The organism is Martinezella rhizogenes (assembly GCF_007002745.1).
GTDB classification, from domain to species: Bacteria; Pseudomonadota; Alphaproteobacteria; order Rhizobiales; family Rhizobiaceae; genus Agrobacterium; species Agrobacterium cucumeris.
Window position 1 is genome coordinate 163,431 of sequence record NZ_SGNY01000009.1, and the last position, 17,854, is coordinate 181,284.

The following is a 17,854-nucleotide window of genomic DNA, read 5'->3' on the forward strand; positions in this document are numbered from 1 at the left end:
TCACCTCGCTTGTCGTCCATGCCGCCGGTCTGCACTCCGGGCTGCGATGCGGCGGCCCGTTGCAAAACCTTCAGATCAAACCGCTACGCGCTCATATCGTTGAGGGAGCTGAAGCGTGAGATCACGCGAACTGCCTTCAGCACGTTCCAGAAACAGGCCGAGCGCACCGAAGAAGATTTCGATAAAGCTTTGAACGGAACCGTCGTGGCAATCCGCCTCGCGGCCGAAGCGTTCCGCAAGTACCCGATAGAGCGAAAGCCGCTCTGGCTGGATATGCGGCAGGGCAAGACCCGCACCCTGACGCAGGCAATACCAATCGGCAATCAGCTCGAACATCGGCAATTCAGAAGCCAGCGCGAGACCGTCCGATGTGGCTGTGCCCTTTTTTACAATCAGGCCAATAACATCCTGCACGGTTTTATCCGCAACGGCCGCTACCACCTCGGCCGGCCATTCCTTGATGAAATAACGGTGCCTGATCAGCGCCCGTTTGTGGCCAAGCAGAAACTCACCGTAGTTACCCGCCGTAAATGCCCGGCCCTCATCTTCGCCGGCCAACACCATTTCCTGCGCATAGCCTCGGCAAATGCGGCTGTTGATCGGTAGAGCGTCCATCTCCACCGTCTCCACAGTGATTTCCTGCCGCGATGGGTGGACAACCTTGAAGGCGGGCGGAAAGGCCACCAGCGACGGCACGGCGATATTGGTGAGCGAATTCTCCCCTTCCTCGCGCCTTGTTACACCTTCCACATGCAGGTGCCCGCTGAAATGGATGGCAAGCCCGGCGTCGCGCAGCGCATCCTCCACCGCTTTGCGCGGCGTGCGGCGCACGACATTGGTGTCGCCGAACAGCGCGCCCTCGGCACCGCTTGCGCCATCAAAAGGATCGAGCGCCGGATAGTGGGAAAAGCCAAGCAACGTTTTGCCGAGCGCCTCTGCCCTATGACGCACATCGGCAATCCAGTCGATGATGAAGGGCTTGCAGCGCAAAAGCGCATTCCAGCCGCCGGAGGTGCTGTCGGTAAAAGCTGCTTCCTCACCATTTTCGAACACACCGTCGAGCGGTTCGAAAATATTGGCGTCGATCATCAGTAACCAGAGACCCGGCTCCGGCTCGACGAGATAGGAGGCGTCCATCAGCTGGTAGACATTGCGGCCATCGGGCGAGCGCACCTCGTATAGGCGGTCCTCCGCCAAGTCGGAGAGACCGAACGGCGTTTCCCAATGAATATAGTCCGGCTGGCGGAAATATCCGAAGCCCGCCATGGGGCCGAGGCCCGCTGGATAGCCCTCGCAATACATCCGGTCGCTGATGACAACCTTGTCTCCAGCCCGCCGTGCATCGCTCGAAACGGAAAGGCATCGGCCATTTTCCGTCAGGAATTCCTTGCTATGGTGCCGGCCGCGCGGGCCAAAAATATCGTGGTTTCCGGGCAATGCATAAAAGGCGGTGCCATGGGCATCGCGATGCTGCTCCAGAATGCCCTTCAGCGTTTCGCTGGTCGCCCGCTGGCCGTCATCGGTATAGTCGCCCAGCAGCACCACATGGCGAATGCCGCGCTGCCGCACCTCTTCCAGCGCCGCATGCAATGCATCGGCGCTCTCGTTGAAAACCCGGGTGGATTCGCGCGTGTCCAACCAGCTGCGCATGGTAATGCGCTCACCATCAATCTCGATGCCCGGAAATCCGAAATCGGCGGCGGTATCATGAAAATGCGCGTCGGCAATGACGGCAACGGAGGGAAGCGCACGTGTCAGCATGATTGGGCGGTCTTTCTGCCTTCTACCATGTCGATCCAGTCGGAAGCACGGCGGGCGGCGGCATAAAGCATGGGTTTCGGCGTCTCGAACCATTCGTCGGGCCGCAATTCCCGCCTGGTGCGGATTACGGAAACCGCATCGTCAAGAGTGGGGTAAAGATGCGGCTGCTGCTTGTGGAGGAAAAGCGCCACCAGCGAGACCGAACGGCTGCGGCCACTGCGGCAGTTGACCAGCACATTGCCGCCATCTGGAAACGGATAGGTTTCGCGCTTCGGCATGGTCTGGCGCAGCGCGCCGTCAAGAATGTAATAGGCCCCCAGCATCATCGTGTCGGGGCTGCCCTCCCCGTCGATCAGGCCAAGCTTGTAATAGCGGATATCGCCATAACCCACCGGGCGTCTGTCGCCCTCTTCCACCGCCGCCTGCACGAGATTGATGTCGAGGTTGACGGCGCAATTGACGACAGTGGTAATGCCATGCCGGCGCAGGAGCCCGAGATCGCTCGCACCATCGCTGCCGCCGATGTAAAGCGCAGCATTATGCGGGCCGAGTCCTTCCGCAATCAGGCTGATTGCAGGCCGGGCATAAACGGGTCCATCCATGTCATTCCTCCACATGCGCCAAGCCGCCTTTTCAAGAGCTAAGCTTCGCCTAAAATCAAGCCGATGCGACCCGCTGCCCACCGGATGGCTGCCGCTCGGCCAGAGGTATGCTCGATGCCTCACTCACACCTTTGGCAACACCACCGGCTGCCGCCAGCACCGGCCCGCCATCCTCAAGACTACCGATTTCCAGGAAAGGGCAGACATCGCCGCCAGCTTCGCTGACGAGTAGCAGCCCCGCAAGACAATCCCATGAATTCATATGCAATTCGAGATAGGCATCGGAGCGGCCATCAGCCACATAGGCAAGCGCCATGGCCCCTGAGCCGGCGCGGCGGACATTGGTGCCCATATCGAGCAGGTTCTTGACGACATCGAGATAGATGTCATTCGCCACGCGGGTCGACCAGCCCATTTCGATCGACGCCGCATCGAAACGCTCCGTCTCCGACACCCGGATCGGCAAGCCGTTGCGCGTCGCGCCCTCCCCGCGACGGGCGAAATAAAGCTCGTCAAGGGCGGGATTATAGATCGCGCCAAGCTCGGTTCGCCCGTTTTCGACATACGCGATGGAGATGCAGAAATGTGGAATGCCGCGGGCGAAATTCGCAGTCCCGTCGATGGGATCCACCACCCAGACGCGCTCGCCAATCTCCCCGCCGCCTTCTTCTCCGAAAAAGCTGTCGTCAGGAAAACACGCTGCAATGGCGCCGCGAATATGCGCTTCGGAGGCAGCATCCGTCACGGTCAGAAAGTCCTGCGGCCCCTTCATCGAAAAGCTCCGCGTCGCTTCGCCCTGAAAGCCTTTCAGCACCAGTTCCCCGGCGGAAAGAATAACGCTGCGGCAGAGTTCGGCGCGAGCCGTCAATGTATCCGGATAAGGCATCGAGTCCATGCGCAACAACCATTTCCCTTAGAGTGAACGCGTGTTCATATTGCACACGTGTTCAATGTTTTCAAGCACGATTTTTGGAGGAATTGATTGTGTCGGATCGGACATGGCCAATCCTGCCCGCGCAGGATATCCATCGCAATTGATGGCGCTGAATTAAACGCTTGTTCTGGATCACTCAAGACGTATCAGCGCACTTTGATCAATGCAAATGATGTGTTGCGACAGACAATTGTGCACATCTCGAGGTTGATATGGTTTTCCCTCGATTAACCCTGTGTATTTTCAATGATGTAACTGTATTTATGTTATCAACGCCGCTCTCTACTTGATGAGCGGCCAATGAAAATACTAACTGCCAAACAAAAATTTCAAAATTTCATGTCTGTTCGATCTGACAATCCGGACTTGCTGAAAGCACAGTATCGCGCCTTCACACGGCAGATGCCGATGATGTATTTCATACTGCTTTCAAGTACATGGGCGCTGGCCATTACGCATATGCAACTGGCGCCGTTTTGGCTCACCATTGGAGTGCCCAGTCTTTTCACCCTTGGCTGCACGCTCCGGGTCGCATTCTGGTGGAAGACGCGCGGCATAGATCCGAAGCCGAAAATGGCCCATGCGGCACTCCAGCGCACAAACCGCCTGGCGGTCGGCATCGCCATGGCATTCACGCTATGGTCTTTTTTGCTGGTGCCTTACGGGGACGCCTATATGCAGTCTCACGTCGCCTTCTACATGGCGATCACGGTGATTTCCTGCATCTTCTGTCTGATGTATGTGCGCTCTGCCGCCTTCATTGTCACCCTCATCGTCAACGGCGCGTTCATCGTCTTCTTTCTGGCATCACGGCAACCGACATTCATCGCCATTGCCATCAATGTTCTGCTGGTCTGCGCCGGCATGATGTCCATCCTGTTGACCAACTACCGCAATTTCGAACGTATGGTCGTCTCGCAGCAGCGTACGGAAGCGCTGAGCAACGAGAACCTGCTGCTTGCCAATATGGACAGCCTGACGGAGCTGCCCAATCGCCGCGCTTTTTTCACCCATCTGGAAGTCGAGCTGGAAAAAGCCAGAGCCGCAGGAACCCGGCTGGCATTGGGCGTCATCGATCTCGACGGCTTCAAGCCGGTCAACGACCTCTATGGACACTCCGTCGGCGACAGACTGCTGGTCAATGTCAGCAAACGCCTTACCGCCAATCTGAAAGCCAGCAGGGCGTTCCGGCTGGGCGGCGACGAATTTGCCATCGTTGCTCCGATCATACCCGATGATGCGCAGCTCGTTGCCAATGCCAATGCAATTTCAGAACAACTGAGAGCGCCCTATCATATGCCGGAGGGAACGGTGCATGTTTCCGCCTCGATGGGGATAGCCGTCTTTCCACATCTCGCCTCCACGCTGGAACAGCTTTTCGACAGGGCAGATTATGCCCTTTATCATGCCAAGAAGACCCGGCGCGGCGATGCCGTCCTGTTCGACGCGGAACACGAAAAGCAGATCAATATCGAAGCCCGCATCGAACATCTGCTCAAGCAGCGCGATATGGAAAACGAGCTTTCAGTGGTGTTCCAGCCAATCGTCGATATACACGATGGAGGAACCGACGGTTTTGAGGCCCTGGCGCGCTGGCATAGCCCGATCCTCGGGCACGTGCCGCCCACCCAATTCTTCTCCATTGCCGAGCGCGCCGGCATCGTTAGTTCGCTGACGCGACCGCTTCTCAAGAAGGCGCTCGCTTCCGCATCACAATGGCAGCCCTCCATCAGGCTGTCATTCAATCTCTCGGCCCATGATCTCAATTCCTGCGAAGGTGTGCTGTCCCTGATCGGCATCATCGAAAACAGCGGCTTCGATGCACGGCGTCTTGATCTCGAAATTACCGAAACGGCCTTTGCGCATGATTTCGAGCAGGTCAGGCAGTCGGTCGAAATGTTGCGGCGTCTCGGCTGCGGGATTTCTCTGGATGATTTTGGCACGGGTTATTCCAGCCTGACGCGGCTGCACGCCCTGCCTCTCACCAAGATCAAGATCGACCGCAGTTTCGTGACCGACCTGCACGAAAAGCCGGCGAGCTACAAGATCGTCAAATCGCTTCTCACCCTCAGCCGGGATATGGGACTGGAATGTGTGGTGGAAGGGGTCGAAACACCGGAAGAGCTTGCAGCCCTTGAAGGCCTCGGTGCCACGCTGGTGCAGGGCTATGTTTATGCGCCGCCGCTGCGAGAAGAGGATGTCGATGAATTTCTTTCTGGACGCCGCGCGGCGACCCACAACAGCGCAGGAAAGTCACAAGCTGCCATTGCGAGTTGACCTGATCGTAGAGGCAAACGGCCGCCCTTTTTCGGCCGGCAGGTAGAGGAGGACCAAGCGCCTCCTGCAGAAGGGCTGCCTGCTCTTCCAGTTGTTCGGACGGGCATCCGCCACGGACCCAACAATGTACCGATGAGAAATAACCTGCCTTTGCCCGCCGCAAAATTGGATGGAACGGTTTTGCAGTGCGGGAGTTTGTTTTGTGCAAACCAAGACAGGAGGAAGAACAATGGATCACACCAATCACGTACGTCTGGTTGAAACGGAACTCACACCTTCGGTGCTCGAAGGAGCGACCGTTTATGGTGCGGACGACCACAAGGTCGGCAAGGTTGACCATGTCCACGGCGTTGGAGCCGGCAGCACCGCGATCATCGATGTCGGCGGCTTCCTCGGCATCGGCGCAAAGCCCGTGGCCGTGCCGCTCAGCGATCTGGATTTCATGCGGGATGAGGACGGTGATGTCCACGCGGTTACGTCATGGACGAAGGACCAGTTGAAGGACATGCCCGAGCATCGTCACTAAATCCATCTCACCAGACTTCAGAAGCGCCCGGCCATTCGCCGGGCGTTCGTTTATATGGGTCACTCCCTGCCCGCTTCCGCCGGCAAATGGAACGCTTGCGCATGTCAGGCATTTTCATTGCGCGCAATAATTGATTGCAAGGCATTCAAGGGGACAACAATTGAACAGTCAGATTCAGGCCAGCCCGCTGAGCATTGACGACGTGACCGTCATCGATGACGAAAAGGTCAAAAAAGCCGTTACCGCCGCCGCCCTCGGCAATGCCATGGAGTGGTTCGACTTCGGCGTTTACGGTTTTGTCGCTTACGCCGTCGGCAAGGTCTTTTTTCCCGAAGCTGCTCCCGCCGTTCAGACGGTGGCGGCACTGGCAACATTTTCGGTGCCGTTTCTCATTCGTCCTCTCGGCGGCATTTTCTTCGGTGCGATGGGTGACAGGTTCGGACGGCAGAAAGTCCTCTCTCTCACCATCATCATCATGGCGGCCAGCACCTTCTGCATTGGCCTCATTCCGGGTTATGCGACCATCGGCATATGGGCGCCGATCCTTTTGCTGCTCTGCAAGCTCGTTCAGGGCTTTTCCGTCGGCGGCGAATATACCGGTGCGGCCATCTTCGTGGCGGAATATGCACCGGACCGCAAACGCGGTTACCTCGGAAGCTGGCTCGATTTCGGTTCGATTGCCGGCTTCGTGCTTGGCGCGGGGTTTGTCGTGCTGCTCAGCACCGCCCTGGGAGAGGCGAAATTTCTCGACTGGGGCTGGCGCATCCCGTTCTTCCTCGCCGCGCCGCTCGGGCTCATCGGCCTTTATCTCCGCCACGCCGCGGAAGAAACCCCGGCCTTTACCGAACGCCTGCAGCGTGCCGAGGAAGAGGATCGCCAGTCGCTCAAGGAGCGGCCGATGGTGCCGATCGCGGAAATCGCCAGAGAGCATACAAGATCGCTGGCGATCTGCATCGGCATGGTTCTCGTCACCAACGTGACCTATTACATGCTGCTCACCTACATGCCGACCTATCTGTCGAAAACACTGAATTACAGCGAGGATCACGGCGTTCTCATCATCATTGCTGTCATGGTCGGCATGCTGTTCGTCCAGCCTGCAATCGGGTTGCTCAGCGACCGGATTGGCCGCAAGCCGTTTCTTGCCGTCGGCAGCACGGCGATCCTGCTGTTCTCGCTGCCGGCCTTTCATTTCATCGCCAGTGGCCAGGTGGTGCAGATATTCTTCGGGCTGCTCATTCTCGCAGTTGCGCTCAATTGCCTGATCGGCATCATGGCTTCGACCTTGCCCGCCCTCTTCCCGGCCCGCATCCGCTACAGCGCTTTGGCAATCGCGTTCAATATCTCGATCATCGTCGCCGGGCTGACACCAACGGTAACCGCCTGGCTGGTAGAGGTGACTGAAAACATTTACATGCCGGCTTATTACCTCATGGTCGCAGCCGTCTTCGGCATCGTCACGACCTTCTTCCTGAAGGAAACGGCCAACCGGCCGCTTTATGGCGATACACCAAATGCCTCCAGCCGAAAGGAAGCGAAATCGCTTCTGGCCGAGCAATATCTGCATATTGAAAAAAGCGTCGAGGAGATTGACGAGGAACTCGTCAAACTGGAGGAGCAGAAGAGGATTCTGCAGGCCAAACGTGACGAACTCGTCGGCCGCCATCCGGACCTGACCTGACAACGCCATATCAAGAAACGAAATGCGCGGCGGTGCATCCTGCACCCCGCGCATTCGCTTTAGTGGCTTTCAGCGATCATCTTTGAGACCAGCTGTGTCCTGTCTCAGACGGCGAGGAAACCGCCATCCACAGGCAATACGGCGCCGGAAATCATCTTGCTGTCATCCGACAGCAGCAGCGCGATGCTCTGTGCCACCTCTTCGGCTTCGGCAAAACGGTTAAGCGGATGGCGAACCATCATCGGCTGGCTCTTGACCGGATCGTTCCAGGCTTCCGCCGCCAGTTCGGTGAGCGTGATCGTCGGGGCAACGGCGTTAACGCGGATTCCGTGTGCGCCAAGTTCCTTGGCAAGAACACGGGTTGCGCCTTCAAGACCTGCCTTCGACGCTGCGTAACACAGGTGATCCTGAAAACCGCGATGGCCGGCGATGGACGTGATGTTGACGATGGCGCCACCGCCACCCTTGGCGACACGAGCGCGGGCGAATTCCTGGCAGGTGACGAGAGCGGCACGCAGGTTGATGCCGAGAACGGCTTCATAACCCGCATCGCTCATGTCGAGCACGCTTTCCAGCACATTGATGCCGGCGCTGTTGATCAGGAAGTCGCACGGGCCAGCTTCCGCCATGGCGGCACGGGTGGCGGCGACATCGGCAAGATCGACGCGGATCGAACGGCCACCGATTTCGCTTTTCAGGCTGTCGAGATCGGACTGCGTGCGGCTGATCGCCACCACTTCCGCACCGCGTGCGGCCATCAGCTGCGCACAGGCGCGGCCGATGCCTTTGCCTGCGCCGGTGATGATGACGGACTTTCCGGAAAACTGCATGGAATCCTCGTTATTTTGCGGCCAATACGGCCGGATGATCTAAACTTGTGACGCGGCTCAGGAATGGCTGGCGGATCGAATGGCGCGCGCCGCATTTTGCAGGGCCAGAAACGCGTCGTACCGCGACTGATGAACCTTCTGAAAAGCAGGATCAGGCGAAGCACAGCTGGCGATCCGCGACATGGCAGGCATCGCCGCCATCAGGTCCGGATAGGTTCCGGCGGCAACCGCGCCAAGCATCGCAGATCCGAGAAGCACCGGCTCTTCGCATTCGGTGAGTTCGACCGGGAGGCCAGTCGCATCGGCCAGCAACTGCCGGGCAAGCGGATGAGCGCCGGCCCCACCGCTGACACTGATGGTTTCCACCAGCGCGCCGTTGCGGGCCTGTGTTTCGATGATCTGGCGAAGCCCGTAACCGAGGCCAAGAAGCCCCGCAACGTACAGCGCGACGAGCGAATCTACACCGGTTTCCATACCGTAGCCGGCAATGATGGCGCGGGCATGCGGATCGGCGAAAGGTGCACGGTTGCCGAGAAACTCCGGCACCACATGAAAATCCTCGGCGACTTCAGCTGCGGCGGAAGCGGATGCGGCAAGGCCGAGCGCGCGGTCGGCAAGCCAAACAGGCAAGGCTTTGCCTTCCTTCTCGGCAAGTGCCTTCGCCTCGGCAAAGGCCGGGTGCAACTGCACCAGATAATCGATGGCCGCACCGGCAGCAGACTGGCCGCCCTCATTCAACCATGCGCCGGGAACCATGGCGGAATAATAGGGTCCCCAGACACCCGGCACGAAGGCGGGGTCAGTGGTGGTGGTCATGGTGCAGGACGAGGTGCCGAAGACATAACCAAGGCATCGCGATGCATCACCGCCCGCAGCCACCGTGCCAACGCCACCGGCATGGGCATCGATAAGACCCGCCGCAACCGCCGTGCCCACAACCAGCCCCATGGCTTTTGCCGCCTCTTCGGTCAGGCCGTTACCCAGCGCCGTGCCCGGATGGACCACGCTTTCACCGATGCGGCGGAAGCCCTGTTCGGCGAGATCGCCAAGCCCGATGTGGTTGAAATATTCCGCATCCCAACGGTTTTCATGGGCAAGATAAGTCCACTTACAGGTTACCGTGCAGGCGGAACGATCAAGCGCGCCGGAAGCCTTCCATGTCAGAAAATCCGTCAGGTCGAAGAAATGCTCGGCACGGGCATAGACATCCGGCCTGTTTTCACGAAGCCATAAAAGCTTCGGCGTCTGCATTTCGGGAGAGATGCGGCCGCCAACATATTTCAGGACGGCATGCTCTCCAGCATTGATGCGCTCCGCCTGTTCAACGGCGCGGTGATCCATCCAGACGATGATATCGCGTTCGGGATGATCGGCAGCGCCAACCGGCAGGGTCTCATCACCAGGCCCGCGAACAACCAGCGAGCAGGTCGCGTCAAAACCGATGCCGGCAACTTCGGCCGGATTAATGCCGGCGCGGGAAACGCTTTCGCGCACGCTGTCGCAAACCGCCTGCCACACCTCACCGCTCGACTGTTCGGCAATGCCGCCATCCTCGCGGTGCATGCTGATCGGGCGCTTGGCGGTAGCGAGAAGCTTGCCTGCGACATCGAAGACACCGGCCCGCGCCGAGCCTGTCCCGACATCGACGCCAACAAGGTAGGAAGCCATTTGCGATACTCCTCGGAGCGGATCATCCGGTGCTTGAACGATATGGAGCGGCTGGACCGGTTCCGATTTCCCCAGCCGCTCCAGAAGTTTTTAAACGCGGTCGAAGTTGGTCGGAAGAACCAGCATGTCGCGGATGGTGACGGTGCGCTTGCGCGTCAGCATGTAGATGACCGCATCGGCCACTTCGCTCGCATCGATAAGGCTACCCGATTCCTTGGCCTTGCGGAGATTTTCCTCCGGCCAGTCCGCCAGAAGTGCTGAGACGACCGGGCCGGGAGAGACCTGTGCGACGCGCACGCCGTGCGGGATCATCTGGCGGCGCATGCCCTGTACGAAGCTGGTAATCGCCCATTTCGAGCCCGAATAGACCGGCTCCCAATAGGTCGGGAAATGACCGGCGATCGAGCAGGTGACGATGATATCGCCCGTCTTGCGCTCCGACATGTGCGGCACGACGGCCTGCACATTCTTCATCACGGCGTTGACGTTGAGGTTCAGCATCTTGTCGATGGCTTCAGGCGTCGTTTCGGTCAGCTCACCGCCGATATAGGTACCGGCGTTGCAATATAGAATGTCGATATGATCGACCTTCCCGAGGATTTCCGGGATCATGGCGTTGCAGCTATCGGTATCGAGCAGGTTCGTCACCTGCGGGATGGCGCGGTCACCAAGCTTGGCGGCCAGATCATTCAAGGCTTTCTCGTTCCAGTCGACCATGACCACGGTTGCGCCCTGTTCCAAGAGCGCTTCTGTTGTGGCAAGCCCGATGCCGGATGCGGCACCGGTGATGACCGCGATCTTGCCTTGCAGCGATTCAGACATTTAATTCTCCTGCGTTTATGAAGATATTTCCGGGCCGGCTCAGCGCCATTCGCGCCCGATATAGATGGCCAGCAGAATGATGCCGCCCTTGATGACATCCTGCAGATAGGGGTTGATGCCCATCAGGTTGAGGCCGTTATTGAGAATGCCGAGCAGCACTGCGCCAATCAGCGTGCCGAGGATGAGACCCCTGCCGCCGGCAATCGCCGTGCCGCCGAGAACGACCGCCGCGATGGCATCCAGTTCGAAGCCGACGCCGGCATTGGGCTGGCCACTCATCAGGCGGCCGGTGAGGATGAGGGCGGCAAGTGCTGCGGTGACACCCGAAATGCCATAGACGGCAAGTTTGACACGCTGGGTCTTCACACCCGAAAGGCGGGCGGCAAGTTCGTTGCCACCGAGTGCATAAACGTGGCGGCCGAAAGCCGTGCGCTGCAACAGCACCCAGGCAATGGCATAAATCACCACCATGATGATGACCGGTACGGGAACGACACCGACGCGACCGACGCCGAACCAGGAAATCCAGCTCGGAATGCCGCTGACCGGATAACCGCCGGAATAGATGAGGCCGAGGCCACGTGCCATGCCCATGGTGGCGAGCGTGACGATGATGGCCGGCATCTTGCCCCAGGCGACGAGCGCACCGTTAAAGATACCGATGCCGAGACCGATGAACAGGCCAGCCGGCAAGGCAACCGCGGGAGACAGGCCGGTATTCACCATAAGCCCGGCCGACAGCGTGCCGACAAGCGCCATGACCGCACCGACCGACAGATCGATGCCGCCGGTGAGGATGACGAAGGTCATGCCGACGGCGAGAATGCCGACGACGGAAACCTGCCGCAGCACGTTCATGATATTGTTGACGCTGAAGAAATTGTCGCTCGCAAGCCCCATCAGGATCGATACGACAATCAGGCCCGCCAGAGGCAGGGCGAGCGGCGAACGCAGCATGGCGCCGAGACTGAAACCGCCCGTTTTCGCGGCAACGCCGGTGTTTGCATCAAGCGACATGTTCAACTCTCCCGGTGGTGGCGTTTGTCATTATTGTTTCTGAATTGATGTCTTCGCCCTCGACCGTGGCAACGATGCCGCCGGAACGGAAGACGCAGACCCTGTCGGACATGCCGATCACTTCCGGCAGCTCCGAGGAGATCATGATGATCGAGTATCCCTTGGCAGCGAATTCGCGCATCAGCGAGTAGATTTCCGCCTTCGCACCAACGTCGATGCCGCGTGTCGGCTCGTCGAAGATCAGCACGCGCATGTCATGGTTCAGCCAGCGGGCGATGACGATCTTTTGCTGGTTGCCGCCCGATAGCGTGTCGACGCGGGCATAGGGCCCCTGCGCCTTCACCTGCACCTGCGCCATGGCCTTTGTCGTGTGCTCCAGTTCCTTTTTGAGATCGAGGAACCAGTGGGCCTTGCGGTATTTGCGGTAATTATTCAGCGAAATATTCTGCAGTATGGAAAAACTGGTGATCAGCCCCTCCTCCTTGCGGCTTTCCGGAAGCAAGCCGATGCCGCGCATCAGCGCTTCATCAGGGCCGGAAAAACGCGTGTCCACGCCATCGACCTTGATCTTGCGGCGCGAGGCGGAATGCGCGCCCAGCATGGCGAGAACCGTTTCCGTGCGGCCCGAGCCGACAAGTCCGGCAAAGCCGAGAATTTCGCCCTTGCGCAGCGCAAAGCGCGAGACGGGGCCGCCCTTCTTCAATTGCAGCTCTTCCACTTCGATCACCTTTGCGGCGGAAGGATCGAGCGGCGGCTTTGGCGGGAAGCTGGATTCGATGCGCCGGCCGACCATCATCTCGACGAGACGATCGTTGTCGACCTCCGAAGTCAGGCAGGAACCGATAAGCTCACCATCGCGCAGAACGGTGATGCGGTCGCAGATCTCGAATATTTCTTCGAGGTGATGGGAAATGAAGATGATCGCCACGCCCTGACGTCGCAGTTCACGCATGACCTTGAACAGATGTTCGGTCTCGGACGGCGTGAGCGTCGCGGTCGGCTCGTCAAGCACGAGAATGCGGGCATCGAGCGACAGTGCCTTGGCGATTTCGACAAATTGCTGCTGGGCAACCGAAAGGCGATGCACCGGCACGTCGAGCGGAACATCCACGGCCAGACGGCTCATGATCTCGGCCGCGCGCTTGCGCATGGCGCCCTTGTTCAAAAGGCGAAGCGGCCCACGGATCTCGCGGGCAAGAAACATGTTTTCAACGGCATTGAGATAGGGGATCAGGCTGAATTCCTGAAACACGATGCCGACGCCGGCGGCAATCGCCTCGTCATAATTGGCGAAGCGGCGATCCTTGCCGTCAATGCGGATCGTACCGTCCGATGGCTGCAAAATGCCGCACAGGATCTTCATCAAAGTCGACTTGCCGGCACCGTTTTCGCCCAGAAGCGCATGCACCTCGCCGGCGCGCGCCTCAAGGTCGACGCCGCGCAGGACTTCGATCTTGCCAAAGCTTTTTCTTATTCCATTCAGTTCCAGCATTTCACCCTCCTCAATGGTCGGGATTTAACCCCGCCCCCATACGAGATGGGGACGGGGCCTGGGAGGAGTTCTTACCAGCTGAACTCGCCGGCGTTTTTGCTGTCGACGACCATAACGTCGATCGGGACTTCCTTCGGCACGACGCGAGCGCCCCACTTCTGGGCAAGCGCCATGGCAAGGCCGACACGGACCTGATCACGCGGGAACTGCGCGGTGGTTTCGATGAAAGGACCACCCTCGGCAATCGCCTTCACTGCTTCTGGAGCACCGTCCACCGAGGTCAGCTTGATGTCCTTGCCCGAACCCTGAATAGCAGCGAGTGCACCCATCGCGCCGCCATCATTCACCGAGAAGATGCCGGCGAGGTTCGGACGCGACTGGATCATGTTTTCAACGACGCCGAGAGCAACGGAGCGGTCCTGACGGCCGTTCTGCGTATCGACCAGCTTGATCTCGGCGAATTCTGCAAGAGCCGCCTTGCAGCCTTCAACGCGCTGCAGGATCGGCACGACCGGGATACCGTCGAGGATTGCGACTTCACCCTTGCCGCCGAGCGCGTCACCGAGATGCTTGCACGACTTGTAGCCCGCGTCACGGTTCTTCGAGCCGACGAAGGTGTCGACCGGGCCGTTTGCGTTGGCGTCTACAGCAACGACGATCACGCCGGCAGCCTTTGCAGCATGCACGGCGGCTTCGATACCGGCGCTGTCCGTCGGGTTGAGGAGCAGAATGTCGATCTTCTGCTGAAGCATGTCTTCAACGTCGGAAATCTGCTTTGCCACATCGTGGCCGGCATCGGTCACGACGACATCTGCGCCGATGCTTGCTGCGGCTTCTTTCAGCGCTTCCTGCATCGATACGAAATAGGGGTTGTTCAGCTCCTGGAAGGTCATGCCGATCTTCAGCTTTTCCTGCGCCAGCGCCGGAGCAGCCATCATTGCGATTGCGGCTGTTGCCATCAGAAACTTGGATTTCATTTTCATCTCACTATTCCTCCCGTTTGGAAAGTTGGGGCAACAAGTGCCCGTTTCCGGACAGCCCTCTGCCCGAATTCTAAAAAATCGGCGATGTGTCGCTGGTTTAATCCGCCATGACCGCTGCCTTCTGGGCTGCGAATATGGTTCGGAACCTCGACGGCGACATTCCTTTCAATTTCAGGAAATGCCGGTTGAAATTCGAAAGGTTGGAAAAGCCCACCTCGTAGCAGACCTCCGCCACCTTCACGTCCTGATCTGCCAAGAGCATCTGGCAGGCAAGATCAATGCGTAACTGATTGCGATACCGCACCAGCGTCGTTCCCGTATGACGCTTGAAGGCTCGGGAAAAGGCGCTCGGGCTCTGGCCCACCATGTCGGCAAGATCGATCTCCTCGACCTGTTCGGTCAAATGCTGGCGCAGATGCGACAGAGCGCGGTTGATGCCGCTGTCGCCGATGCCGGTCAAATCAAGTTCATAGCTCAGGCTTGCCAGCACTTCTGAAGACGGCGCGTTGACGAGCAGATCGAGAATTTCCCAGAAAAGCGCGAGCCGCGTCAGCCCCTGCGCCTCGATCAGCCGAAGCACCAGCGGGCGAACCCGGTCGCTCGTCTCGTCGTCAAACAGAATGCCGCGGCGGCTGCGATCCAGCAGGGCGCGCACCACATCCATTTCGGCCATGGAGGTGCAGGCATCCTCGATAAAGCTCTCCGGAAACTGGATCACGAGAGAGCGTGTCGGCACGATCTCGTCCGGCTCGATCTCGCTGATCCAGTTCTGGGGGAGATTGGGGCCGGTCATGATGAGTTGACCGGGAGTGAAGCGACCAACAAAATCACCTATGTAGAACGTGCCTGACGTGGCGACGACAAGATGGATTTCGTATTCGGGATGATAATGCCAGCGCACGGTGCGGAACGGATAGCCATGCCGCCAGGCGGCGAAGGATTCGCCCTTGCGGATGTGTACCAGTTCCAGATCGGGCTGCATTAATATTCCTCCCATCAGTCACGTCCGCCGCATTTGCGGAGCAAGGCCATTCCTCTTTATGGCTCGTCCCAGGCGTTAACAGGGAGCATATGGCCTGCCGCGCATTTACTTCCACATCAAGCCGGGGAAATTACCGATACTTTTTTGACTCTTTTTTGTCGGAAATTGAATAGTTGCATGCAGAGGCTGCCAATTAAGCTGGCAGTTGCGCTGATTTTTTCGCGCAATTTTGCGTGATACGCCGATATAATATGCATGTCGGGGAGAGATTTGATGAATTTTTAGAGCGCGAACGACCGATCACCGGCAGTTCGCGCTTATACTTTTCCGCAGGGCATCTGCCGCTCAGTCATCAGCGGGCAATTGGCCTGATCGTTATTGCGGCATCAGAATCTGCAGCTTCACATCCGTATCCCGTGCCTCCACCGCACGATCAAAACCGGCGATGCTGTCTTCGAAGGGAATGGTTGCGGAAATAAGCGGCTTCAGATCGACCTTGCCGGATGCGATGAGGGCAACTGCCCGGTCATAAACGTTGGCGTAACGGAAAACCGTCTCAACCCGAAGCTCCTTGGCCTGCAGGCCAACAATATCGACCGGCACCGGATCAACCGGCATACCGACAAGCACGATTGCACCGCCGGGCCGTGCCAGTTTCGCCATGCCAAGCACGGCAGGTGCGGCGCCCGAGCATTCAAAGACGATGTCGCAGCCCCAGCCGTCCGTAGCAGCTGCCACGGCTTCGGCAAGATTACGCTCGCGGATGTTGACGGTCTCGATACCGTCATAAGCGGCGATGATATCCAGCTTCGGCTGAGCGAGATCGGCAACGATGACCTTGGCGCAACCGCCGGCAAGTGCTGCCAGCGCCACCATCATGCCGATCGGGCCGGCACCGGTGACGACGGCGACATCGCCCGGCTGGATGCGCGCTCTGAGTGCCGCCTGCATGCCGATGGCGAAGGGTTCCACCATGGCGCCTTCGGCAAAGGACACATTGTCCGGCAGCTTGTAGGTGAAGGCGGCGGGGTGGATGACCTCAGGCGTGAGGCAACCATGGATCGGCGGTGTCGCCCAGAAGCGAACGGCGGGATCGACGTTATAGATGCCGAGCTTGGATGCGCGCGACGTCGCGTCGGGAATGCCAGGCTCCATGCAGACACGGTCACCGGCCTTCAGATGCGTCACCTCTGCACCGGTTTCGATGACGGTTCCCGACGCCTCATGGCCGAGCACCATGGGAGCATTGACGATGAAATGGCCAATCTTGCCGTGAGTATAATAATGGACATCCGAGCCGCAGATGCCGACCGTATGGGTGCGGATGCGCACATCCTTCGGTCCGAGTTCACCCGAAATGTCAAAATCCCTGAGCGAGAGCTTGCCTTTTTCTTCCAGCACCAGTGCTTTCATCTCATTCTCCATGGTTTGCGATACGCCTGGCAGCGAGTTCAATCAGCGTGATGGCGTGCAACTTCGGCAAAAGTAAACAGAAATCCACCGGATCGGCCGGTTTTTCTTCACGAGGGAAAAACTGTATCGAGGCGCCCGCGATTTCTCATCACCGGCCGGGCGTCATGGCTTTTCCAGAGCGGAAAACAGGACATGATTCGTCTGCCCATGCCGGGGCATTGCCTTCCCTGCAGGGCCTAACGAAACACCCCGCCCTAGAGCTTTTCACCCGGCAACCGGCTTGCCTGTTTCACCCACTCAGCGAACTGCGCCTCATCGAAAGCGCCCTCGTGAATATCCAGGTAACGAACCTTCGGCTGCTTCGACGCACCGGGCGGTGGCGGCTCCAGGGACGCACCGTTGAAGAAACTAACTTTGATATATCTGGCAAAACAGTGAAGGCCGAGGAACCAGACGCCATCCTCCATGCCGTAGAGAGGCGAGTTCCACTTTACGGCCTTGCGCACGCCCGGCACCAGGTTTTCAATCAGCGCGTCGATCCGCGCTCCGACCGGGCTTTTCCAGCCGGGCATGGCGGCAATATAGGCCTGCACCGGCGCATCGCCGTACCCCTTGGCAATCTGTGGATTGCCGCCTGAAAGAAGTTTCGGTGTGACAGCGGAAGCTGTGACCTCCGCGGTTTCGGCAGCTCTTTCCGGTTTCTTTTCAGCCATCTCGTCCCTCCAGTGTCACGCAGTTTCCCGCCGATTTCGCAGGCGTGGGGGAAGCCTGCCACAAAAAGCGACCGCAGTAAAAAAACTATATTTTATCTACGCCTTTCGCTTCCCGCGCCGGAGGGCATGTTCGAAGCCAGGTTGCAGGCGACA

The 17,854-nt window shown here is 58.8% G+C and carries 15 protein-coding genes; 3 read left to right on the plus strand and 12 right to left on the minus strand.

What is annotated here, in order from left to right; translation table 11 throughout:
• Positions 1-75: 75 nt before the first annotated feature.
• The 3 genes from EXN68_RS22495 to EXN68_RS22505 are packed head-to-tail and all read right to left on the minus strand — an operon-like array spanning position 76 to position 3,258.
• A complete protein-coding gene (locus EXN68_RS22495; RefSeq protein ID WP_142842947.1) occupies positions 76-1,761 on the minus strand; it encodes a metallophosphoesterase family protein in 1,686 nt (561 codons plus the stop codon).
• Complete coding sequence (locus EXN68_RS22500; RefSeq protein WP_142842948.1) at positions 1,755-2,363, minus strand: dual specificity protein phosphatase family protein; 609 nt, start codon at positions 2,361-2,363, stop codon at positions 1,755-1,757. Before EXN68_RS22500 ends, EXN68_RS22495 begins: the two co-directional genes overlap by 7 nt.
• Before the next feature lie 55 nt (positions 2,364-2,418).
• Entirely contained in the window at positions 2,419-3,258 is an 840-nt protein-coding gene (locus EXN68_RS22505; protein ID WP_142842949.1) for an inositol monophosphatase family protein, read from the minus strand.
• A gap of 339 nt (positions 3,259-3,597) precedes the next feature.
• On the opposite strand from EXN68_RS22505, the gene EXN68_RS22510 reads away from it, so the two are divergent.
• The 3 genes from EXN68_RS22510 (at position 3,598) to proP (ending at position 7,781) form a co-directional block, all read left to right on the plus strand.
• A complete protein-coding gene (locus tag EXN68_RS22510) occupies positions 3,598-5,574 on the plus strand; it encodes a putative bifunctional diguanylate cyclase/phosphodiesterase (RefSeq protein ID WP_161991453.1) in 1,977 nt (658 codons plus the stop codon).
• 229 nt (positions 5,575-5,803) lie between these two features.
• Positions 5,804-6,100 (plus strand): PRC-barrel domain-containing protein, encoded by a 297-nt coding sequence (locus EXN68_RS22515; protein WP_003522015.1) that lies wholly within the window; start codon positions 5,804-5,806, stop codon positions 6,098-6,100.
• 160 nt (positions 6,101-6,260) lie between these two features.
• Positions 6,261-7,781, plus strand: a complete 1,521-nt coding sequence (gene proP / locus EXN68_RS22520) for a glycine betaine/L-proline transporter ProP (RefSeq protein WP_161991454.1) — start codon at positions 6,261-6,263, stop codon at positions 7,779-7,781.
• A gap of 104 nt (positions 7,782-7,885) precedes the next feature.
• Here proP and EXN68_RS22525 read toward each other — a convergent pair whose 3' ends face one another.
• From EXN68_RS22525 to EXN68_RS22565, 9 genes are all read right to left on the minus strand, one after another.
• Complete coding sequence (locus EXN68_RS22525; RefSeq protein WP_065117861.1) at positions 7,886-8,611, minus strand: SDR family oxidoreductase; 726 nt, start codon at positions 8,609-8,611, stop codon at positions 7,886-7,888.
• 57 nt (positions 8,612-8,668) lie between these two features.
• Positions 8,669-10,279, minus strand: coding sequence for an FGGY-family carbohydrate kinase (locus EXN68_RS22530; RefSeq protein WP_142842950.1), 1,611 nt, complete (start codon positions 10,277-10,279; stop codon positions 8,669-8,671).
• 90 nt (positions 10,280-10,369) lie between these two features.
• Positions 10,370-11,101 carry an SDR family oxidoreductase gene (locus tag EXN68_RS22535; RefSeq protein ID WP_142842951.1) on the minus strand — a complete coding sequence of 244 codons (732 nt, stop codon included), beginning with the start codon at positions 11,099-11,101 and terminating at the stop codon, positions 10,370-10,372.
• Between the two features lie 39 nt (positions 11,102-11,140).
• Positions 11,141-12,118 (minus strand): ABC transporter permease, encoded by a 978-nt coding sequence (locus EXN68_RS22540; protein ID WP_142842952.1) that lies wholly within the window; start codon positions 12,116-12,118, stop codon positions 11,141-11,143.
• Complete coding sequence (locus EXN68_RS22545) at positions 12,108-13,610, minus strand: sugar ABC transporter ATP-binding protein (RefSeq protein WP_110758793.1); 1,503 nt, start codon at positions 13,608-13,610, stop codon at positions 12,108-12,110. Before EXN68_RS22545 ends, EXN68_RS22540 begins: the two co-directional genes overlap by 11 nt.
• A gap of 71 nt (positions 13,611-13,681) precedes the next feature.
• Entirely contained in the window at positions 13,682-14,593 is a 912-nt protein-coding gene (locus EXN68_RS22550) for an ABC transporter substrate-binding protein (protein ID WP_142842953.1), read from the minus strand.
• Between the two features lie 97 nt (positions 14,594-14,690).
• Entirely contained in the window at positions 14,691-15,575 is an 885-nt protein-coding gene (locus EXN68_RS22555; RefSeq protein WP_142842954.1) for an AraC family transcriptional regulator, read from the minus strand.
• 375 nt (positions 15,576-15,950) lie between these two features.
• The gene (locus tag EXN68_RS22560) at positions 15,951-16,988 is read right to left on the minus strand and encodes an NAD(P)-dependent alcohol dehydrogenase (protein WP_142842955.1); all 1,038 of its coding nucleotides are present in this window, start codon (positions 16,986-16,988) and stop codon (positions 15,951-15,953) included.
• A gap of 254 nt (positions 16,989-17,242) precedes the next feature.
• Positions 17,243-17,701 carry a DUF1801 domain-containing protein gene (locus EXN68_RS22565; RefSeq protein ID WP_142842956.1) on the minus strand — a complete coding sequence of 153 codons (459 nt, stop codon included), beginning with the start codon at positions 17,699-17,701 and terminating at the stop codon, positions 17,243-17,245.
• Between the last annotated feature and the right edge of the window lie 153 nt (positions 17,702-17,854).